The sequence below is a fragment of the Pseudomonas sp. GM49 genome, assembly GCF_000282355.1.
Taxonomy (GTDB): domain Bacteria; phylum Pseudomonadota; class Gammaproteobacteria; order Pseudomonadales; family Pseudomonadaceae; genus Aquipseudomonas.
This window is the reverse complement of the sequence record NZ_AKJL01000127.1, coordinates 1-20,567: the sequence shown is the minus strand read 5'-3', so window position 1 is coordinate 20,567 and position 20,567 is coordinate 1. Positions and strand designations below refer to the sequence as shown.

Sequence of the window (20,567 nt, the reverse complement as noted above, 5' to 3'; positions counted from 1 at the left end):
CGGCGGCCAAGCCTGCCGAGAAACCGGCTCCGGTGGCCAAGGCTGCTGGCGGCACCTGGTACGCCGGTCAGGCTCCGGGCAACTACGTGGTGCAAATCCTCGGCACCAGCTCCGAAACTGCCGCACAAAGCTTCGTCAAGGAGCAGGGCGGCGAGTACCGTTATTTCAAGAAAGTCCTCAATGGCAAGCCGCTCTACGTGATCACCTACGGCAACTTCGCCAATCGTGATGCAGCCGTTTCCGCCATCAAGGCCTTGCCAGCGAAGGTTCAGGCTGGTAAACCTTGGCCTCGCACTGTCGCCAGCGTCCAACAGGAACTGGCAACAACTCGCTGAAGATTCGGCGGCCTTACCCAGGCTGCCTCTCCAAGCACCTCAAAATTTCTACAAGTGCGCGCAGCCTTCCAGGCTGCGTGCCTTGTGGTGTCTGCGTCACAGTAGTCTTTGAGTCGTTGCGGTCAAAATTAAAAAAGTTTTGACTAGCACAGCAGATCGCTTTAAACCTTTCACAAATGCGACATAGATTTGCGACATTTCGTCGTCAAATTTGTGAGGCCAAGTGTCGGTGTGTACAATGACCTCCCTTTTGTCCCCGCAAAGCTGGCGTACGTTCGGCGCGGATGGCAAGTGGTTGAATTGAAAAGAAATTTGCCTCGATCAGAGGCAGCCTGGTGAGAAAGTGTCTATGAAAGCAGGTCTGTACCAACCAGATGAATTCAAGGATAACTGCGGTTTCGGCCTGATAGCCCATATGCAGGGCGAGCCCAGTCATACCCTTTTGCAAACGGCCATCGAGGCCCTGACCTGCATGACCCACCGCGGTGGGATTAATGCCGACGGCAAGACCGGTGACGGTTGCGGTCTGCTGATTCAAAAGCCGGACGTGTTCCTGCGAGCCATCGCCCAGGAAACCTTCGGCGTCGAAATGCCCAGGCAATATGCCGTGGGCATGGTCTTCTTCAACCAGGACCCGGTCAAAGCCGAAGCCGCTCGCGAGAACATGAATCGCGAGATCCTGGCCGCCGGCTTGCAGCTGGTCGGCTGGCGCAAAGTGCCGATCGACACCAGCGTCCTCGGCCGCCTGGCCCTTGAACGCCTGCCACAAATCGAGCAAGTGTTCATCGGCGGTGAAGGCCTGAGCGACCAGGACATGGCCGTCAAGCTGTTCACCTCCCGTCGTCGCTCGTCCGTGGCCAACGCCGCCGACGTCGATCACTACGTCTGCAGCTTTTCGCACAAGACCATCATTTACAAAGGCCTGATGATGCCGGCGGATTTGACCGCCTTCTATCCGGACCTGAGCGATGAGCGCCTGCAAACTTCGATTTGCGTGTTCCACCAGCGCTTCTCCACCAACACCCTGCCGAAATGGCCGCTGGCTCAACCGTTCCGCTTCCTGGCGCACAACGGCGAGATCAACACCATCACCGGCAACCGCAACTGGGCCGTGGCCCGTCGCACCAAGTTCACCAACGATTTGATGGACCTGGAAGAACTCGGCCCGCTGGTCAACCGCGTCGGCTCCGACTCCTCCAGCATGGACAACATGCTCGAGCTGATGGTGACCGGTGGCATCGACCTGTTCCGTGGCGTGCGGATGATCATTCCGCCAGCGTGGCAGAACGTCGAGACCATGGACCCGGACCTGCGCGCGTTCTACGAATACAACTCGATGCACATGGAACCGTGGGACGGCCCGGCCGGCGTGGTAATGACCGATGGTCGCTACGCGGTGTGCCTGCTCGACCGTAACGGTCTGCGTCCGGCGCGCTGGGTGACCACCAAGAATGGTTTCATCACCCTGGCCTCGGAAATCGGCGTCTGGAACTACCAGCCTGAAGACGTGATCGCCAAGGGCCGTGTGGGACCTGGCCAGATCTTTGCCGTGGATACCGAAACCGGGCAGATCCTCGACACCGACGCCATCGACAACCGTCTGAAGTCCCGTCATCCGTACAAGCAATGGCTGCGCAAGAATGCCCTGCGCATCCAGGCGACCATGGAAGACAACGACCACGGTTCGGCGTTCTACGACGTCGATCAGCTCAAGCAATACATGAAGATGTACCAGGTCACGTTCGAAGAGCGCGACCAGGTGCTGCGTCCGCTCGGCGAACAGGGCTACGAAGCCGTGGGCTCGATGGGCGACGATACGCCGATGGCCGTGCTGTCCCAGCGCGTGCGCACGCCGTACGACTATTTCCGCCAGCAGTTCGCGCAGGTCACCAACCCGCCGATCGACCCGCTGCGTGAAGCCATCGTCATGTCGCTGGAAATCTGCCTCGGTGCCGAGCGCAACATTTTCCAGGAGTCGCCGGAACATGCTTCGCGCGTGATCCTCAGCTCGCCGGTCATTTCCCCGGCCAAGTGGCGTTCGCTGATGAACCTCGATCGTCCGGGCTTCGAGCGCGCGATCATCGACCTCAACTACGACGAAAGCGTGGGCCTCGAAGCGGCCATCCGCAACGTCGCCGATCAGGCTGAAGAAGCCGTGCGTTCCGGTCGCACCCAGGTTGTGCTGAGTGACCGTCACATCGCCCCTGGCAAGTTGCCGATCCACGCTTCCCTGGCCACCGGCGCGGTGCACCATCGCCTGACCGAAAAAGGCCTGCGTTGCGATTCGAACATCCTGGTGGAAACCGCGACCGCTCGCGATCCGCATCACTTCGCCGTGTTGATCGGTTTCGGTGCTTCTGCCGTTTATCCGTTCCTGGCGTACGAAGTGCTGGGCGACCTGATCCGTACCGGTGAAGTGCTGGGCGACCTCTATGAGGTGTTCAAGAACTACCGTAAAGGCATCACCAAGGGCCTGCTGAAGATCCTGTCGAAGATGGGTATCTCGACCATTACTTCGTACCGTGGTGCGCAGTTGTTCGAGGCCATCGGCCTGTCCGAGGAAGTCTGCAACCTGAGCTTCCGTGGTGTGCCGAGCCGCATCAAGGGCGCGCGTTTCGTCGACATCGAAGCCGAGCAGAAAGCGCTGGCCAGCGAAGCCTGGAGCCCGCGCAAGCCGATCCAGCAGGGTGGTTTGCTGAAGTTCGTCCACGGTGGCGAGTACCACGCTTACAACCCGGACGTGGTCAACACTCTGCAAGCCGCTGTGCAGCAGGGCGACTACAGCAAGTTCAAGGAATACACCTCGCTGGTGGACAACCGCCCGGTGTCGATGATCCGTGACCTGCTGAAAGTCAAAACCCTCGACACTCCTTTGGACATGAGCGAAATCGAACCGCTGGAGTCGGTGCTCAAGCGCTTCGACTCCGCCGGTATCTCGCTGGGCGCCCTGTCGCCGGAAGCTCACGAAGCCCTGGCCGAAGCCATGAACCGCCTCGGTGCGCGTTCCAACTCCGGTGAAGGCGGCGAAGACCCGGCGCGCTACGGCACCATCAAGAGTTCGAAAATCAAGCAGGTTGCGACTGGCCGTTTCGGTGTGACACCGGAATACCTGGTCAACGCCGAAGTTCTGCAGATCAAGGTCGCCCAAGGCGCCAAGCCCGGCGAAGGTGGTCAGCTGCCAGGCGGCAAGGTCAACGGTCTGATCGCCAAGCTGCGTTATGCAGTGCCAGGCGTGACCCTGATTTCGCCACCGCCGCACCACGACATCTATTCGATCGAAGACTTGTCGCAGCTGATTTTCGACCTGAAACAGGTCAACCCGCAGGCGCTGGTCTCGGTGAAGCTGGTAGCCGAAGCTGGCGTCGGCACCATCGCCGCCGGTGTGGCCAAGGCCTACGCGGACCTGATCACCATCTCCGGCTACGACGGCGGTACCGGTGCATCGCCGCTGACCTCGATCAAATACGCGGGTGCTCCGTGGGAACTCGGCCTGGCCGAAACCCACCAGACCCTGCGCGGCAACGACCTGCGCGGCAAAGTCCGGGTACAAACCGACGGCGGCCTGAAAACCGGCCTCGACGTGATCAAGGCAGCGATCCTCGGCGCTGAAAGCTTCGGCTTCGGCACCGCGCCAATGATCGCCCTGGGCTGCAAATACCTGCGCATCTGCCACCTGAACAACTGCGCCACCGGCGTCGCGACCCAGAACGAGAAGCTGCGCAAGGATCACTACATCGGTACCGTCGACATGGTGGTGAATTTCTTCACCTACGTTGCCGAAGAAACCCGTGAGTGGCTGGCCAAGCTGGGCGTGCGCTCCCTCGAAGAGCTGATCGGCCGTACCGATCTGCTGGAAGTCCTCGAAGGCCAGACCGCCAAGCAACATCACCTGGACCTGACCCCGTTGCTGGGCAGCGACCACGTGCCGGCGGACAAGCCACAGTTCTGTGGTGTGGAGCGCAACCCGCCGTTCGACAAGGGCTTGCTGGCCGAGAAAATGGTAGCCATGGCTACTTCGGCGATCAATGACTTGAGCGGCGCCGAGTTCGACCTGGAAATCTGCAACTGCGACCGCTCCATCGGTGCACGGATCTCCGGCGAAATCGCGCGCAAGCACGGCAACCAGGGTATGGCCAACGCGCCAATCACCTTCCGCTTCAAGGGCACGGCCGGCCAGAGCTTCGGTGTGTGGAACGCCGGCGGCCTGAACATGTACCTGGAAGGCGACGCCAACGACTACGTCGGCAAGGGCATGACCGGCGGCAAGCTGGTGATCGTTCCGCCGAAGGGTAGCGTCTACCGCACTCAGGACAGTGCCATCATCGGCAACACCTGCCTGTACGGCGCCACCGGCGGCAAGCTGTTCGCCGCTGGTACCGCGGGCGAGCGTTTCGCCGTGCGTAACTCCGGTGCCCACACCGTGGTGGAAGGCACTGGCGATCACTGCTGCGAGTACATGACCGGTGGTTTCGTCTGCGTGTTGGGCAAGACCGGTTATAACTTCGGCTCTGGCATGACCGGTGGTTTCGCCTACGTGCTCGACCAGGACAACAGTTTCGTTGACCGGGTCAACCACGAACTGGTGGAAATCCAGCGGATCAGCGGCGAGGCGATGGAAGCCTACCGTAGCCACCTGCAACGCGTGCTGAACGAGTACGTCGAAGAGACCGACAGCGAGTGGGGTCGTGAACTCGCCGAGAACCTCGATGATTACGTGCGCCGTTTCTGGCTGGTCAAGCCCAAGGCTGCCAGCCTGAAATCGTTGCTTTCCAGCACCCGTGCCAACCCGCAGTGATATGCGCCTGAAGAGTTTGATGAGGTTTTAAAATGGCTGAACGTCTGAATAATGACTTCCAGTTCATCGAGGTCGGGCGCAAGGATCCGAAGAAGAAACTGTTGCGTCAACGCAAGAAAGAGTTCGTGGAAATCTACGAACCCTTCAAGCCCCAGCAGTCGGCCGACCAGGCCCACCGCTGCCTGGGTTGCGGTAACCCGTATTGCGAATGGAAGTGCCCGGTGCACAACTTCATTCCCAACTGGCTGAAACTGGTGGCCGAGGGCAACATCCTCCAGGCCGCCGAGCTGTCGCACCAGACCAACACCCTGCCGGAAGTCTGCGGCCGGGTGTGTCCGCAGGACCGTCTGTGCGAGGGTGCCTGCACCCTCAACGACGGCTTCGGCGCGGTGACCATCGGCTCGGTGGAGAAGTACATCACCGACACCGCGTTCGCCATGGGCTGGCGCCCGGACATGTCCAAGGTCAAGCCGACCGGCAAGCGTGTCGCGATCATCGGTGCAGGTCCCGCGGGCCTGGGTTGCGCCGACGTGCTGGTGCGTGGCGGCGTGACCCCGGTGGTGTTCGACAAGAACCCGGAAATCGGCGGTCTGCTGACCTTCGGCATCCCTGAGTTCAAGCTGGAAAAGACCGTGCTGAGCAATCGCCGCGAGGTCTTCAGCGGCATGGGCATCGAGTTCCGCCTCAACACCGAGGTGGGTAAGGACGTGACCATGGAGCAACTGCTCGAAGAATACGATGCCGTATTCATGGGCATGGGCACCTACACCTACATGAAGGGCGGTTTTGCCGGTGAGGACCTGCCGGGCGTGTACGACGCGCTGGACTTCCTGATCGCCAACGTCAACCGCAACCTGGGCTTTGAAAAGTCGCCGGAAGATTTCGTCGACATGAAAGGCAAGAAGGTCGTGGTACTCGGCGGTGGCGACACGGCGATGGACTGCAACCGTACTTCGATCCGCCAGGGCGCCAAGTCGGTGACCTGCGCTTATCGTCGTGACGAAGCGAACATGCCGGGCTCGCGCAAAGAGGTGAAGAACGCCAAGGAAGAGGGTGTGAAATTCCTCTACAACCGCCAGCCGATCGCCATTGTCGGTGAAGACAAGGTTGAGGGCGTGAAGGTGGTCGAGACCCGTCTCGGCGAGCCGGACGCCCGTGGCCGTCGCAGCCCCGAGCCGATCCCGGGCTCCGAAGAGATCATCCCGGCCGACGCCGTGGTCATCGCTTTCGGTTTCCGCCCGAGCCCGGCGCCGTGGTTTGAACAGTTCGAGATCCAGACCGACAGCCAGGGCCGCGTGGTGGCTCCGGAACAAGGCCAGTACAAGCACCAGACCAGCAACCCGAAAATCTTCGCCGGTGGCGACATGGTGCGCGGCTCTGACCTGGTGGTAACAGCGATTTTCGAAGGCCGTAATGCGGCTGAAGGGATTCTGGATTACCTGGGCGTCTGACCCCCCAACCCAGAGCCAAATGCAATACCCCCTGTGGGAGCGAGCTTGCTCGCGATAGCGGTGGATCAGTCGACAGAAATGTTGAATGTGATGCCGCCATCGCGAGCAAGCCCGCTCCCACAGTTGTTTCGCGGTGTTGCTAAACTCTGTATTTCATTGCGACAAATTGACCCGATAGACAAAAGCCTCCGCTCTTGCCGTGCCTTTTGCGCCCGGCTCTGAGAAAATACCCGCACTTTTTTTCCGGATGCCGACATGACTGCCCTGAAGAACGACCGTTTCCTGCGCGCCCTGCTCAAGCAACCCGTAGACGTCACCCCTGTGTGGATGATGCGTCAGGCCGGTCGCTACCTGCCTGAATACCGCGCCAGCCGTGGCAAGGCCGGCGATTTCATGAGCCTGTGCATGAACCCGGCGTTCGCTTGCGAAGTCACGATGCAGCCGCTCGATCGCTATCCAGAACTGGATGCGGCGATCCTCTTCTCCGACATCCTGACCATCCCGGATGCCATGGGCCAGGGCCTGTACTTCGAAACCGGCGAAGGGCCGCGCTTCAAAAAAGTCGTCAGCACCCTGGCCGACATCGAAGCCCTGCCGATTCCCGATCCGCAGAAAGACCTGGGCTACGTGATGGACGCGGTCAGCACCATCCGCCGCGAGCTGAACGGCCGTGTGCCGCTGATCGGCTTCTCCGGCAGCCCGTGGACCCTGGCCACCTACATGGTCGAAGGCGGCTCGTCGAAAGACTTCCGCAAAACCAAGTCCATGCTCTACGACAACCCGCAAGCCATGCACCTGCTGCTGGATAAGCTCGCGCAGTCGGTCACCAGCTACCTCAATGGCCAGATCATGGCCGGTGCACAAGCGGTGCAGATTTTCGACACCTGGGGCGGCAACCTGTCCGCCGCGGCGTACCAGGAATTCTCCCTGGCCTACATGCGCAAAATCGTCAGCGGCCTGATCCGCGAGCACGAAGGCCGCAAGGTGCCGGTGATCCTGTTCACCAAGAACGGCGGCCTGTGGCTGGAGAGCATTGCCGAGGCTGGCGCCGATGCATTGGGCCTGGACTGGACCTGCGACATCGGCAACGCCCGCGCCCGTGTCGGCGACAAGGTCGCGCTGCAAGGCAACATGGACCCGACCGTACTTTACGCAAAACCGGAAGCCATCCGTGCAGAAGTCGGCCGCATCCTGGCCAGCTACGGCAAAGGCAGCGGCCACGTGTTCAACCTCGGTCATGGCATTACGCCGGAAGTCGATCCGGAGCACGCGGGCGCCTTCCTGCGTGCGGTGCATGAGCTGTCGGCGCAGTATCACGAGTGAGCGCGACCCGATAACAAAAAGCCCGGCATTTGCCGGGTTTTTGGTTTCTGAAGATCGTTTATTTTAAGCTTTCACATTCTTCAGCAGCGGCAACTTCGCCAGCTTCAACGCGATCAGCAGCGCAATCACCAGCAGCGCACCGATGAACAGCCCGATCCCGTTCCAGCCACCCAGGTGCCAGAACACCCCACCGGCAGTACCGGCAATGCTCGACCCGGCGTAGTAACTGAACAGGTACAGCGACGACGCCTGCCCCTTGGCCTTGGTGGCGCGGCGGCCGATCCAGCTGCTGGCCACCGAGTGGGCGCCGAAGAAGCCGAAGGTGAACACCAGCATGCCGATGATCACCAGCGGCAGCGGCGTGAACATCGTCAGGGCCAGGCCGGCGATCATCAGTGCAATGGTGCTCCAGAGCATTTTGCGTCGACCGAGTTTGTCGGCCAGGGCGCCGATTTTCGCCGAGCTGTAGATGCCCGACAGGTACACCACCGAGAGCATCCCGACGAACGCCTGTTCCATGTGATAGGGCTCGGCCAGCAGGCGGTAGCCGATGTAGTTGAACAGCGTGACGAACGCGCCCATCAGCACAAAGGCTTCAAGGAACAGCAGCGGCAAACCGGCGTCGCGAAAGTGCATGGTGAAACCGTCGAGCAGGCTGCGCGGATGCAACGAGCGGGAGCGGAAATTGCGCGACTCGGGGAGGATTTTCCAGAACACCGCCGCCGCAATCAGGGCCAGGCCCCCGATCACCAGCATTGCCGTGTGCCAACTGACGAAGTCGATCAGCACCCCGGTAATCAGGCGCCCGCTCATCCCGCCAATTGCGTTGCCGCCGATATACAGGCCCATCGCCAGGCCGATGTGCTGCGGGTGAATCTCTTCGCTCAGGTAGGTCATGGCGACCGCCGCCAGCCCGCTCAATGACAGGCCCACCAACGCCCGCATCGCCAGCACAGCGTGCCAGCTCGGCAGCATGGCGCTGGCAATGGTGCACAGGGCCGCGGCGAACAGCGCGGCGACCATCACCGGTTTGCGCCCGACGCGGTCGGAGATGGGGCCGGTGATCAGCAGGCCGAACGCGAGCATGCCGGTGGCCACCGAGAGGATCAAGCTGCTTTGCGCCGCATTGATGGAATATTCGTGGGACAACAGCGGCATCATCGGTTGCACGCAGTACAGCAGGGCGAAGGTCGCAAAGCCACCGCAGAACAGTGCCAGCACGGTGCGCATGAACGCCGGCGTGCCTTTCTCGATGTAGATCTCTGCAAGCTCAACGACGATATCGTCCTGCGCTGCGGGGGGAATTTCATGGGCGAGTGGGGCGACAGCAGTTTTCACGGGGGACCTCGGAGGACGCAGTCGGTCAGGCAATGAAAAAAGCATATAGCTGGCTAATGATTCAATCCAATATATTGTTCGACCTAATTGATAGCTTCTACGACCTAATGAGGTTTTCATGGAATTGCGTCATCTGCGCTACTTCATTGCCGTCGCCGAAGAACTGCACTTCGGCCGCGCCGCACAGGTGCTGGGCATCTCCCAGCCGCCGCTGAGCCAGCAAATTCAGGCGCTGGAACAGGAGGTCGGCGCACGCCTGTTCGAGCGTACCAATCGTCGGGTCGAGTTGAGCGAGGCCGGTCGGCTGTTTCTGGAAGAGGCGCGGCTGGTGCTGGCGCAGGTCGATAAAGCGGCGGATGTCGCGCGACGGGCGCAACTGGGTGAGTTGGGTGAATTGAAGATTGGGTTCACCTCATCTGCCCCGTTCAACTCGACCATTCCCCAGGCGATTTTCTCTTTTCGCCAGCGCTTCCCGGCGGTGCACCTGAACCTGCGGGAAATGAGCAGCACCCAGGTGGCCGATGCACTGGTGGACGAGTCGATTGAGGTCGGGATCATGCGCCCGCTCGGGTTGCCGGATTGCCTTAGAGTGGTCGAGTTGATGCGTGAGCCGCTGGTCGCGGTGCTCAGCTCCAAGCACCCGTTGGTCGAGGGCAGCGAAGAGGGCTTGTTTCTGTCAGCCCTGGCGCTTGAGCCTTTTGTGTTCTTTCCACGCAGCTACGGCAGTGGTCTGTATGCGCAGCTGCTCAGTCTGGCCCGGGACTCCGGATTCAGCCCACACTTTGCCCAGGAGGCCGGGGAGGCGATGACCATCATCGGCCTGGTGGCGGCGGGGCTCGGTGTGTCGGTGTTGCCGGCGTCTTATCAACGGATGCGTATTGATGGTGTGGTCTACCGGCCGTTGCTTGATCCGGCGGCTGTTTCGGCGGTGTGGCTGGTACAGCGCAAGGATCAGAAGTCGGCGATGGCGAGGGCGTTTGTGGAGTTGTTGACGCAAAAGGTTGAGTCCAAAGCGTAAGGATATCTTGATGATGTTCTATCAGCTTAACTTGCAAGCGTTGGGCCGTCACCAAAGGTACCCAGTGTGAGTTGGTCATTTTCTTCGCGAGGCGAATTTTTTGTAAAAGTTTAATTGGTGGATTACATGGGTAGCAAATGTGATGAAGTAAAGTGCGGAAATTCCTAAGTGATTTGGAGTGAGCCAGTAATTAATAGATCCAATAAGCAATACTGACGAGGCTGTTGTTGAAAATAATGCTAAGGCGGTTGAAGCAATATTGGTTGTCTTTTGGTGGTATAGCTGTTTGTAAAGCGGATTTTGGATGATTGATAATGATAATAGTGTGGCAAGCAATCCGATCATAGAGACTAATGGGATTGCTATCGTGTCTTGCATGGTAGGATAAATGCTGTTTTTGTAATTTAAAATAACGATGTAACAACTCGCAGCTGAAGAGATTGGCAGCGTTGTGAGGTACAGTGTTCGAAAGTACTTATTGATCATGGTTATAGTGCCCTGCTGATAATGAAAAAGGCAGTCAGATATTATTTGACTGCCTAAATATTGTTAGAATGGTTGGACTTGATGTCCTCTGCCAACTAAATGTATTTTGTATTCGCCTGAAATATCTATTTCAAAACCAGTTCCCGGTAGTGCCCTGCCGGCAGTGGTTAAATGTTCTAATGCAGGAGGTCTGTCACTCTCGTTGAAATCGTATTTGTCATGGTAGGCTTTTATTACACCAATGAATCGCCAGGAATCATCGTTACTTCGTATAAAGTCTCCTGTCATGCTCAAAGTAATTCTGCCCAGATAAGCCCAGGTCGCAAGGTTATCGTTAAATGTGTCGTATCCAACGCGCGGGTCGAAAAGATTATATACGTCAGGTAATTTTGTGTGTTCAATCGCCTGTCTTAATAATGGTAGTTTGTGCTCTAAAATATTAAGTCCGATGGTGTTGATGTCGACTTCAAGCTTTTGCCCTTTACCCCATAGGTAATGTCCAAGTGCCTTGACAGGACTGAACGTGCCTCCAGAAAGTTTTGGGGTTTCCAGCTTGTATGAAGTACTGTCTGCATGCCCGGAACTGGCGACTGCAATAATAGCTTCTCTTGAACTGAAACCGCTTTTTTGTAGAGCGTCAGCCAAGCTAAAATTCACGATTTTGTTTTTGAAAAGATCATCATTGATTCTCCAGTATGGATCTACCCATCCACGATCGCTTTCCACGATATGCCAAATATCTTTTATTGCGCCATATGCATCGTTTTTGTTTAATGCCTTGTCTAGTATTTTCAAATTGAAAGTAAATTCGTCAAGTCCCGTTTGACGCTTTATCATGTCGATGATAAGGGGTTTTTTATCTTCCGTAACCACCTCGGGTTCTGGTGGAGGGAGAACGTAAGTGCCATCAATGATGATGCCGTCCGTAGACCAGTATCCACCTGATGATCCTCTCCAAGTTCCAATAATATCTGTGGCGGGTAAGTTGATTCCATTTTGAGCCATTACCTACATCCTTGTTCGGTATTGATTTATGGGTTTCTGAGTCCTTTGTTTGGACTCCTCGGTAATTAAGCATGAGCAAGAAAAGTGCTCAATAGGGTAAATATACGTTCGGAAGTGTATTACAAAGATTGCGGAATGATCCGATGATTCGGGTTCTCTTGGTTCTGATTAATGCAGCTACGATCATGGTTGAATAATCAGAAAAGTATTCACCCCCGCCATAGGTGAGGTTGTTGTTCCTCTTTTACCGATTACCCATCTGTTGGAACTCGTCGCGAAGGTAATCGAGCCTGCTCGTAAAGCGTCTGTAAGAACACTAAAAAACCAGCTATCTGGAACGAGGATGTATCATCCCCTTTGGAATGCTTCACTACCTGCTGTAGGATATTTCTGAAATCCATCGAAGAGGCTACAGCGCCTTGCGGCGCTGCCTACAACTACTCCAGAATCCGCCGGCTTGTGCGCCTTGGAGTCGGTCGGTAACTTGATCCGCGTCACTGATGGTCAGTGATCGGGTTTAGTAGCCCGTAGTAAACCGAAGCGCATATGCGCTCCTGATAGGCAGGTATGGACATACCTGCCCTTGACGGTGGCTGTGCGCAGGGCGCCTTCGGGCGCGCCGGTTTTCGGTTTGCCCGGTCTACTAACCTGCGTACAGCTGCCACCCTTTTGATCAGTAGCGATTCGGTGTGGCCCCCACTTTCAGGACGCTGAATCATGACCAATACGCCAAGTCCACCGGACACCGATCCGGACTCGCCACATCAACCCAGCCCCCTCTTCCTCATCGCGCCCGATATCGATAACCACACCCTGCTGGAATACGCCTGCGTGTCGCTGGCCTCGGCAAACGTCATGACGAGTGACTTCGCCAGAGACTTGAAGGGATCGCAGGGCCACACCCTGCTGGGCATTCAGCAGTCGATCATGCTGGGGGAAATGGCGGTGAATCGGGTGTTGGATAACCTCGACTCGCGCTAGTAAATCACTGGTAACTGATCGTCCCCGAAAGGGGCTTGTGAGACTTTGAGGATCCTGGGCAACCAGCCATCGCAGAGCCAGACAGGTCGATGCTAAGTCGACCTGTTTGAGAAAGACCCTATTGTGGCGAGGGAGCTTGCTCCCGCTGGGTCGCGTAGCGGCCCCAAAAGGGGACTGCTGCGCAGTCCAGCGGGAGCAAGCTCCCTCGCCACAGGTTATTCATTGCTTACCGGTAATTCTTCAAATTGCCTTGTTACGGCCAGCGCTTGAAAATCAACGAAGTATTCACCCCGCCAAACGCAAAATTATTGTTCATCACGTACCGGTTACTCATCTGCCGAAACTCGCCGCGCAGGTAGTCGAGCTTGCCGCAATGCGGGTCGACTTCGTCGAGGTTGAAGGTGTGGGCGTACAGGTCGCGGTTCATCATTTCGATACTGAACCAGGACTCCAGCGCACCGCAGGCGCCGAGGGTGTGGCCGAGGAAGCTCTTTTGCGAGCTGATCGGCATGTGTTCGCCGAACAGGCTGCTGGTGGCCAGGGTTTCGGCGATGTCGCCCTGTTCGGTGGCGGTGCCGTGGCCGTTGACGTAGCCGATGTCCGAAGGTTTCAGCCCGGCGTCTTCCAGGGCCAGTTCCATGGCCCGGCGCATGGTGATTTGTTCGGGACGGGTGGTGTGCTGGCCGTCGGCGTTGCTGCCGAAACCGACGATTTCGGCATGGATGTGCGCACCGCGGGCCAGGGCGTGCTCCAGTTCTTCGAGCACCAGCATGCCGCCGCCTTCGCCGATGACCAGGCCGTCGCGTGCAGTGTCGTAAGGGCGCGGGCTGCGTTGTGGGGTGTCGTTTTTCAGGCTGGTGGCGTAGAGCGCGTCGAAGACCATGGCTTCGGTCGGGCACAGTTCTTCGGCACCGCCGGCGAGCATCAGTGGCAGGCGGCCGAACTTGATCGCCTCGTAGGCATAGCCGATGCCCTGGCTGCCGCTGGTGCAGGCGCTGGAGGTGGGGATCAGGCGACCGGTGAGGCCGAAGAAAATGCTGATGTTCGCCGCCGTGGTGTGCGGCATCATCCGCACGTAGGAATTGGCGTTCAGGCCTTCGGCCACCGAGTTGAGCAGCATGTTGCCGAATGCTTTGATCTCGTCGGTGCTGCCGGTGGAGGAGCCGCAGGCGACGCCCATGCGCCCGTCCTTGATCGACTCGTCGCCCAACAGGCCGGCATCGGCCAGCGCCATCTCCGCCGCGCCCACAGCAAGCCGCGAGACCCGGCCCATGCTGCGCAGTTGCTTGCGGGTCCAGTGGCTCGGCACCTTGAAGTCATCGATGGGGCCAGCCAGGCGCGTGTTGAGTTCGGTAAAGCGATCCCACTCGTCCATCCGGCGGATGCCGCTGCGGTTGGCCGCGAAGTTGCCGGCGATGGTTTCCCAGTCGTTGCCCAGCGAGGTGATGCCGGCCATGCCGGTGACGACGACGCGCTTCATCAGCACAGGCCTCCGTTGACGGCCAGAACCTGCCGGGTGATGTATGACGCTTCCGCCGACATCAGGAAATTCACCGCGCCGGCCACCTCTTCAGGGGTGCCCATGCGTTGTGCGGGGATCATTTTCATCAGTTCTTCCACCGGCACGTTTTCGTCGAGCATGGCTGTGTCGATCAGGCCGGGGGCGACACAGTTAACGGTGATTTTGCGCTTGCCCAGTTCGATCGCCAATGCTTTGGCCGCGCCGATCAACCCGGCCTTGGAGGCACTGTAGTTGACCTGGCCACGGTTGCCGATCAGCCCCGACACCGAGGTGATGCAGACAATCCGCCCGGCGGCGCGACGACGGATCATCGGCATCATCACCGGGTGCAGCACATTGTAGAAACCGTCGAGATTGGTGCGCATCACCTCATCCCAATCGTCCTCGCTCAGGGCTGGAAAGGCTCCGTCGCGGGTCAGGCCGGCGTTGAGTACCACGCCGTAATAGGCGCCGTGGGTTTCCACGTCGGCTTCGAGAATTTCTTTGCAACGGGCACGGTCGGACACATCGAACTGCAGGATGCGCGCACGACGACCCATGGCCTCGACTTTGGCTTTGACGGCTTCGGCGTCGGCCAGGCCGCTGCGGCAATGCAACACGATGTCGTGCCCGGCCTGGGCCAGACGCAAGGCGATGGCGCGGCCGATGCCACGGCTGGAACCGGTGACCAGTACGGATTCAGTCATGACTGGACTCCTTCGGGTTCATGGAGATATTGAGCGGCCTGGGGTGGGCGGAACACGTTCAGGCGGGCGGTGACGTGTATGCCGGGGGCGTTGATGTGGCACTCGAACACGCCCATGCCGTTATCGTCTTCCAGGGAGCGAATCCCGTGGATGGTCAACTCGGTACCGGCCGGAAAACTTTCAACGTTGCATTCGAATTTTCGGCTGCCGAGCAGGAAACCCAGCTCCACCGCATCACCGCGCTGACGCGCATGGCAACCGGCGAAGGCGGCAACACTTTGCGCCATTAGTTCGATGCCGACCCACGCCGGCAGGCTGCCGTCGGGGAGATTGAACAGGCCATCGGGCTTGACGGTCAGGCGGGTGTGAATCTGCTCTTCATCGAACGCCAGGATCTGATCGATAAGGATCATGTCGCCAGCGTGGGGCAGCAGTTCGGCGAGCGGCCAGTCAATCATGGGGCGTCTCCGATAATCAGGCTGACGTTGTTGCCACCGAAGGCAAAGGAGTTGCTCATCAGGTAGCGGGGTGCAATGGACGTCAGGCGAGTGGCCGGGGTCACCCATTGCAGCGGCGGCAATTCGGGATCGGGCTGCCCGTCCCATACGTGCGGCGGCAGGGCATGCTCGCGATTGTCTGCGCTCAGGCTCAACCAGCAGAACGCCGCTTCCAGCGCCCCGGCTGCACCGAGGGTGTGGCCCGTCATCGGTTTGCTCGACGAACTGGGCACGCCGGCCGGGAACAGCGTCGCCACGGCCTGGCTTTCCATGGCGTCGTTGTGCTGGGTGGCAGTGCCGTGCAGGTTCAGGTAGGCGATCTGCTCCGGTTGCAGGTTGGCGCGGCCCAAGGCTTTGCGCATGGCTTGCAGGGCGCCACGACCGGTCGGCTCCGGGGCGGAAATGTGATGTGCATCGGAGCTGGCGCCGCTGCCGAGCAAGGCAATCGGTTGGCTGTCGCCTGCACGTTTGGTTATCAGGAACAGCACCGCCGCTTCGCCAATGTTGATGCCATTGCGGTTCACCGAAAACGGATTGCAACGTTGTTCCGAGACCGCTTCCAGCGCCGTGAAACCGTTGAGGGTCAGCTTGCACAAGGTGTCGACACCGCCACACAGCACCGCGTCGCAAATGCCCAGGTCCAACAGGCGCTGGGCGCTCATCAAGGCTCGGGCGCTGGAGGTGCAAGCCGTGGAAATGACATAGGCCGGCCCGCTCAATTGCAGCCACTCGGCGAGGAAGTTCGCCGGCGCAGCGAGCTCTTGTTGCTGGTAGTCGTACTCAGGCGGGAACTGCTTTTCGCGCAGGTAATGCGCCAGGCCCTGGCTGGCCTCGTCGATACCCGAGGTGCTGGTGCCCAGTACGATACCGATGCGGTCGCGACCGTAAGTCTGGATCGCGCTGTCGATGTCCGGGCGGATTTGCAGCGTGGCTTCCAGCAACAACTGATTATTGCGACTGTGATGACGCGACATGTCGGCTGGAAGGGTTGCCAGTTTGCCCTGGACCGCACCGACCGGCAGCGTGCGTTGCGGCACCCACCCGGCTTGTTCGCGCATGCCGCCGCAGTCGCCGGCAAACAGGTTGCGCGCGACTTCCTGCTTGTCACGGCCCAGCGCGCAGACCAATCCGAGGGCATTGAGGTAAGCCGTCATGGCGTTTCACCGCTCAGGGGCGTGACTTGATAGGTCGCACCTTTCGCAATCATCAATTCAAAACTCTGCGGTTGTGCGTAGCGGATGTCCCAGCGCTCGGGCAGGGACCGTTGTCTGCCGTGTTGCCAGGCGCCGGGATAGTTGGCCGCCAGTTGATCTTTTGGCGTCAGCGCAAACAGCAACGCCGCGAACAGCTCCCGGGCTTGCGGGTTGGGTGGCAACAGGCCGTCGGCGTGCCAGGTTTTATCGTTCAATAGCTGGCGGGCCTGGGGAATGCCCAGCAGGTCCATCATCGACCAGCGAATGCCCGCTTCTTCGCGCTGGATCACCAGCACCCAGTCCAGGCGGTCGTCGGGCTTCAATAGCTGAATATGCAATTGCAGCGGCAACGGCAGATCCGGATTTTGCTCGGGCAGTGGCGCCCGGCCGGCGCAGGCGCTTAGCAGCAGGGCCACAGCAAGTAGCAGAAATCGCAACACACCGACTACCCCTGTGGGAGCAAGCTCGCTCCCACAGGTTTGGTATTTCAAGCGACGGGTAATCGACATCACACAATTCCTTCAAACGGTTTGCGCGCCACCACATTGACCAGGGTTTCTTCCCGTTGGCCAAAGGGTTTTGGCTTGCACACACCCAAATATTCGAGCAGGCCGAAATCCTTGGCGCGACTCCACCACAGGTACGGATAAGACACGTTTTGCGCGGTAAATTCGAAACCCTGCCGGCGAATCATTTGCAGGTACTGCGCAGCGCTTTTCTGCACGTGCATCGGGTGGCGAAACAACCAGCGGATCACCCAGGTATCAATGTAGGCCTCGGTGGATTCGGCGAACAGCAGATAACCGCCGGGCTTGAGCACGCGGTAGAACTCGGCCAGCGCCTGTTCCTGCTCCACCAGATGATGGAAGGTCTGGTGGCAGAACAGCAGGTCGATACTGGCGTCCGGCAGGTCGAGGCTGGCGCAGTCGCTGCCGATCAACTCCACTTCCATTGCCTGTCGGACTGCTTCTTCGCGGCTCTGGTTCAGGCTGTAGGGATCAGCATCGACGCCAATCAGACGACCGGGCGCAAAGGCCTGGCGCAGCAGCGCGAATGACTTGCCCTGACCACAGCCGGCATCCAGCAGTACCGGGTCGGCAGGCGGCGCTTCGCTGAACAGGCCGCGCAAATCGTTGATCGCCAGCCGCAGCACATAGTGCTGCCAGATCCGGCTACGTAGGAACCACAAACCGAAACGGGTTTCTTCGACGTAGTTGTCGTTCAAGTAGTTCATGAAGCATCTCTTGCACAGAATTCTGATATCACCTTCAACCGGCGCCTGGCTTCGCTGACGAACGGGTTGCGTGGATCCCAGGCATATCCGGCAAGTATGGAACTGATCATCCCGCGGATTTCCGGCGAACTGCTCTCATGGAAGATCACATCCTGGAAGGTCCCGGCATACCAGCCTTCGACGTAGCAACGGAAGGTGTCGACGCCGCGCTTGAGCGGTTCGGCGAACTCGGTTTGCCAGTCGACGGCTTCGCCTTGCAGCTGACGGTGCAAGACCCCGGCGGCCATGCTCGCCGAACGCATGGCGATGGTCACGCCAGAGGAAAACACCGGGTCGAGGAATTCCGCCGCATTGCCCAGCAGCGCGAAGCCCGGACCGTGCAGGGTTTTGACGTTGGCCGAGTAACCGCCGATGGTTCGGGCCTCGGTATCCCAGCGCGCATTGGTCAGCACGCGGGCCAAACTCGGTGTCTCGGCGATAAAGCCGCGCAGACACTCGTCCAGATTGTCGCTGCGGCTGGCGAAACGTTCCTCGGCGGCGACCACGCCGACCGAGCAGCGCCCGTTGCTGAACGGGATGGTCCAGAACCACACGTCGCGCTGGGTCGGATGAGTGGTCACGAGGATCTTGCTGCGGTCGAAGGCCGGGTGGTCGATACGGTCCTCGACGTGCGTGAACACGGCCTGCCGCGACGGGAAGTTCGACGGCGCCTCAAGGTCGAGCAAGCGCGACAGCACGCGGCCGTAACCACTCGCATCGAGCAGGAAATCAGCTTCGATGCGGTACTCGCTACCGTCTTCGCGGCGCACGCCGAGCTGTGGTTTTTTCGGGGCATTGTTGACGCTGACGATGGTTTCGCCATAGCGGATCTCTACGCCTTGAAGCGCGGCCTGATCGGCCAGCAGCTTATCGAAATCGGCGCGCTGGACCTGAAACGTCGTCGATTTGCCGTGGCTGAACGTCTCGCCGAAATCGAAGGCGCTGTAACGTTCGCCCCAGGCAAACGCGGCACCGGTTTTCAGCTGGAAGCCGGCCGCATTGACGGCGTCGAGCATGCCCGCTTCCTCGACGAAGTCCAGGCAATGGGCCAACAGGCTCTCACCGATGGAAAACCGTGGAAAATGCTGACGCTCGATCACCAGCACATCGTGTCCCTTGCGCTTGAGCAACGCGGCGGCGATGGCCCCCGAAGGACCGGCACCGATGACCACGACCTGGCGGCATTCCATTTCAACGGTTGGCATGAGGGCTCCTTGCCGGGACAGCGGTTTTCAGGGGGATTCGGTGCATACCGGTCAGGGCTGGCAGCAGTGTAGCGATCAGGCCCATCAGCATCAGCGCAAAGTACAGCGGCGGGCTGATGAGTTGCTGTTGCAGCAGCAGGTTGAGAAAAACGATCTCGCTCAAGCCGCGGATGTTCAGCAGCACACTTTCCCGCCAGCGACTGGCGCCCTTGAATGAGGCCCCGGCCCAGCCGAGGCCAAGCCAGTTGCCCAACAGTTTGCTCAGCATTGGCAACAGCAGCAGGGCGACCAGTTGCACCCAGCCGAGGCTGTCCATCGCGCTGTGCACATTGATCTGCACGATGCCGAACGTGAGGATCAGCGGGATGGCGATGTACGTCTGCAAGCGGCCCATCCACACGGCCGGCAGCGGCAGGACCAGTGGGGCTTTCAGCGCGGCCATGATCAACACATAGCCGATGCCGAAAATCAGCGCATTGAGCTTGAAGTGTTCGGCGACGACCAGCAGGGCGAAAAAGCTCAGGCTGTAGAGCCATGTCTGACGCAAACCGAGTAACCGCAGCAGCACCGGAAGGCACGCGCCGGCCAAGGGGAGCAGCAGGCTGCTCAGGTGCAGGCTGCCCTGGGCGATGCCGAACAGCGTCCAGCAGGCGAGGTCGATGAGAATCGCGGTTTGTACCAGTCGCCGGGTGGCGCCGGGCGGGTAATCGATGTGCCGCAGGTACAGGTACAACACCGGAATCGCGGTGATGGCGAACAACAGGCCGACGGCCAGCGAGCTGATCCAGGGTTGCGCCGGCAACAACCAGATCGCCGTGGCCAGGCCGCAGGCAAACGGAATGCAAAAGCTCGGCAGGGCGATTTTCAGGCTCTGGCGATCCAGTTGCAGGTCGATCACATCGCTGAGGATGTAGCCCAGCAACAGGGCAAAACTCAGGCTGTAGAGGTTCTTCAGCCAGCCCGGCGACACCAGCTGCGCACCGCTCAATTGCCATTGCGGCTCGATCCAAAAATACATCAGCAGCGGCAAACCGATGGTTGCCAGCAATAACTGGCTGACGATGGGAATCAGGCCAAAATGGCGGCCGACACGGGTCACCACCGCGAACAACGCCAGCGCCATCGCCCAGAACAGAACGACCATCACGCTGCCCGCTCCACGGTAGTGGCCTCATGCACCTGTCGACCGGCCCACGGCGCGAGCAAGAAGCTGAAGATCAGGCCCAGGCTCACCGACAGTCCGAAATTGCTCACCGCCGGGGTGCTCGACACCGCCAGCAGACCGAACGACAGCCAGGTGGTCAGCGCCGCCAGCAAGGTACCCAGCAGGCTCACGGCAGCACCGCCGACCTGTTCGCGCATCAGGATTGCGTAATCGACGCTGATCGCCGTCACCAGCAGCAGGCCGAACAGACTGAACAGGGTCAACGGCTGCCCCAGCCAGCCGAGACTGGCCAGG

General features: G+C 59.6%; 16 protein-coding genes and 1 pseudogene. 6 read left to right on the top strand and 11 right to left on the bottom strand.

Annotation, left to right across the window (positions count from 1 at the left end; genetic code table 11):
* The 4 genes from PMI29_RS16760 to hemE form a co-directional block, all read left to right on the top strand.
* Nucleotides 1-335, top strand: a 335-nt coding sequence (locus PMI29_RS16760; RefSeq protein ID WP_007997365.1) for an SPOR domain-containing protein, incomplete at its 5' end; no start/stop codon positions are given.
* A gap of 349 nt (nt 336-684) precedes the next feature.
* Nucleotides 685-5,130 carry a glutamate synthase large subunit gene (gene gltB, locus PMI29_RS16765; RefSeq protein WP_007997364.1) on the top strand — a complete coding sequence of 1,482 codons (4,446 nt, stop codon included), beginning with the start codon at nt 685-687 and terminating at the stop codon, nt 5,128-5,130.
* Between the two features lie 32 nt (nt 5,131-5,162).
* Complete coding sequence (locus PMI29_RS16770) at nt 5,163-6,581, top strand: FAD-dependent oxidoreductase (RefSeq protein ID WP_007997363.1); 1,419 nt, start codon at nt 5,163-5,165, stop codon at nt 6,579-6,581.
* 255 nt (nt 6,582-6,836) lie between these two features.
* Nucleotides 6,837-7,904, top strand: a complete 1,068-nt coding sequence (hemE, locus tag PMI29_RS16775) for a uroporphyrinogen decarboxylase (protein ID WP_007997361.1) — start codon at nt 6,837-6,839, stop codon at nt 7,902-7,904.
* Between the two features lie 63 nt (nt 7,905-7,967).
* Here hemE and PMI29_RS16780 read toward each other — a convergent pair whose 3' ends face one another.
* The gene (locus PMI29_RS16780) at nt 7,968-9,242 is read right to left on the bottom strand and encodes an MFS transporter (RefSeq protein ID WP_007997359.1); all 1,275 of its coding nucleotides are present in this window, start codon (nt 9,240-9,242) and stop codon (nt 7,968-7,970) included.
* A gap of 118 nt (nt 9,243-9,360) precedes the next feature.
* On the opposite strand from PMI29_RS16780, the gene PMI29_RS16785 reads away from it, so the two are divergent.
* Nucleotides 9,361-10,260, top strand: a complete 900-nt coding sequence (locus tag PMI29_RS16785; RefSeq protein WP_007997357.1) for a LysR family transcriptional regulator — start codon at nt 9,361-9,363, stop codon at nt 10,258-10,260.
* Between the two features lie 549 nt (nt 10,261-10,809).
* Here PMI29_RS16785 and PMI29_RS16790 read toward each other — a convergent pair.
* Nucleotides 10,810-11,751: a lipid II-degrading bacteriocin gene (locus PMI29_RS16790; protein WP_007997356.1), complete on the bottom strand. Its 942-nt coding sequence runs from the start codon at nt 11,749-11,751 to the stop codon at nt 10,810-10,812.
* 717 nt (nt 11,752-12,468) lie between these two features.
* Between PMI29_RS16790 and PMI29_RS16795 the strand changes: the two genes are divergently transcribed.
* Nucleotides 12,469-12,732: a DUF6124 family protein gene (locus PMI29_RS16795; RefSeq protein ID WP_007997355.1), complete on the top strand. Its 264-nt coding sequence runs from the start codon at nt 12,469-12,471 to the stop codon at nt 12,730-12,732.
* Nucleotides 12,733-12,985: 253 nt separating this feature from the next.
* Here the strand turns inward: PMI29_RS16795 and PMI29_RS16800 are convergent, their stop codons facing one another.
* From PMI29_RS16800 to PMI29_RS16840, 9 genes and pseudogenes are all read right to left on the bottom strand, one after another.
* On the bottom strand, nt 12,986-14,212 hold the full coding sequence (locus PMI29_RS16800; RefSeq protein WP_007997354.1) for a beta-ketoacyl-ACP synthase: 1,227 nt from the start codon (nt 14,210-14,212) through the stop codon (nt 12,986-12,988).
* Nucleotides 14,212-14,940: a 3-oxoacyl-ACP reductase FabG gene (gene fabG, locus PMI29_RS16805; RefSeq protein ID WP_007997353.1), complete on the bottom strand. Its 729-nt coding sequence runs from the start codon at nt 14,938-14,940 to the stop codon at nt 14,212-14,214. The genes PMI29_RS16800 and fabG overlap by 1 nt, the downstream gene beginning before the upstream one ends.
* On the bottom strand, nt 14,937-15,398 hold the full coding sequence (locus PMI29_RS16810) for a hotdog family protein (RefSeq protein ID WP_007997352.1): 462 nt from the start codon (nt 15,396-15,398) through the stop codon (nt 14,937-14,939). The genes fabG and PMI29_RS16810 overlap by 4 nt, the downstream gene beginning before the upstream one ends.
* A complete protein-coding gene (locus tag PMI29_RS16815; RefSeq protein WP_007997350.1) occupies nt 15,395-16,591 on the bottom strand; it encodes a beta-ketoacyl-[acyl-carrier-protein] synthase family protein in 1,197 nt (398 codons plus the stop codon). Before PMI29_RS16815 ends, PMI29_RS16810 begins: the two co-directional genes overlap by 4 nt.
* Nucleotides 16,588-17,139, bottom strand: a complete 552-nt coding sequence (locus PMI29_RS16820; protein WP_007997349.1) for a hypothetical protein — start codon at nt 17,137-17,139, stop codon at nt 16,588-16,590. Before PMI29_RS16820 ends, PMI29_RS16815 begins: the two co-directional genes overlap by 4 nt.
* A complete protein-coding gene (locus PMI29_RS16825; RefSeq protein ID WP_007997348.1) occupies nt 17,139-17,864 on the bottom strand; it encodes a class I SAM-dependent methyltransferase in 726 nt (241 codons plus the stop codon). The genes PMI29_RS16820 and PMI29_RS16825 overlap by 1 nt, the downstream gene beginning before the upstream one ends.
* Entirely contained in the window at nt 17,861-19,108 is a 1,248-nt protein-coding gene (locus PMI29_RS16830; RefSeq protein ID WP_007997347.1) for an NAD(P)/FAD-dependent oxidoreductase, read from the bottom strand. Before PMI29_RS16830 ends, PMI29_RS16825 begins: the two co-directional genes overlap by 4 nt.
* Nucleotides 19,095-20,252 carry a hypothetical protein gene (locus tag PMI29_RS16835; protein WP_007997346.1) on the bottom strand — a complete coding sequence of 386 codons (1,158 nt, stop codon included), beginning with the start codon at nt 20,250-20,252 and terminating at the stop codon, nt 19,095-19,097. The genes PMI29_RS16830 and PMI29_RS16835 overlap by 14 nt, the downstream gene beginning before the upstream one ends.
* Nucleotides 20,252-20,567 (bottom strand): annotated as a pseudogene (locus tag PMI29_RS16840) (hypothetical protein); the annotation flags it as partial. The pseudogene PMI29_RS16840 and the gene PMI29_RS16835, both read right to left, overlap by 1 nt.

Excerpts from the sequence above, each read along its gene's own strand:
- gltB (WP_007997364.1), top strand. The coding sequence starts at position 685 with ATGAAAGCAGGTCTGTACCAACCAGATGAATTCAAGGATAACTGCGGT.
- PMI29_RS16770 (WP_007997363.1), top strand. The coding sequence starts at position 5,163 with ATGGCTGAACGTCTGAATAATGACTTCCAGTTCATCGAGGTCGGGCGC.
- hemE (WP_007997361.1), top strand. The coding sequence starts at position 6,837 with ATGACTGCCCTGAAGAACGACCGTTTCCTGCGCGCCCTGCTCAAGCAA.
- PMI29_RS16785 (WP_007997357.1), top strand. The coding sequence starts at position 9,361 with ATGGAATTGCGTCATCTGCGCTACTTCATTGCCGTCGCCGAAGAACTG.
- PMI29_RS16790 (WP_007997356.1), bottom strand. The coding sequence starts at position 11,751 with ATGGCTCAAAATGGAATCAACTTACCCGCCACAGATATTATTGGAACT.
- PMI29_RS16795 (WP_007997355.1), top strand. The coding sequence starts at position 12,469 with ATGACCAATACGCCAAGTCCACCGGACACCGATCCGGACTCGCCACAT.
- PMI29_RS16800 (WP_007997354.1), bottom strand. The coding sequence starts at position 14,212 with ATGAAGCGCGTCGTCGTCACCGGCATGGCCGGCATCACCTCGCTGGGC.
- fabG (WP_007997353.1), bottom strand. The coding sequence starts at position 14,940 with ATGACTGAATCCGTACTGGTCACCGGTTCCAGCCGTGGCATCGGCCGC.
- PMI29_RS16810 (WP_007997352.1), bottom strand. The coding sequence starts at position 15,398 with ATGATTGACTGGCCGCTCGCCGAACTGCTGCCCCACGCTGGCGACATG.
- PMI29_RS16815 (WP_007997350.1), bottom strand. The coding sequence starts at position 16,591 with ATGACGGCTTACCTCAATGCCCTCGGATTGGTCTGCGCGCTGGGCCGT.
- PMI29_RS16820 (WP_007997349.1), bottom strand. The coding sequence starts at position 17,139 with ATGTCGATTACCCGTCGCTTGAAATACCAAACCTGTGGGAGCGAGCTT.
- PMI29_RS16825 (WP_007997348.1), bottom strand. The coding sequence starts at position 17,864 with ATGAACTACTTGAACGACAACTACGTCGAAGAAACCCGTTTCGGTTTG.
- PMI29_RS16830 (WP_007997347.1), bottom strand. The coding sequence starts at position 19,108 with ATGCCAACCGTTGAAATGGAATGCCGCCAGGTCGTGGTCATCGGTGCC.
- PMI29_RS16835 (WP_007997346.1), bottom strand. The coding sequence starts at position 20,252 with ATGGTCGTTCTGTTCTGGGCGATGGCGCTGGCGTTGTTCGCGGTGGTG.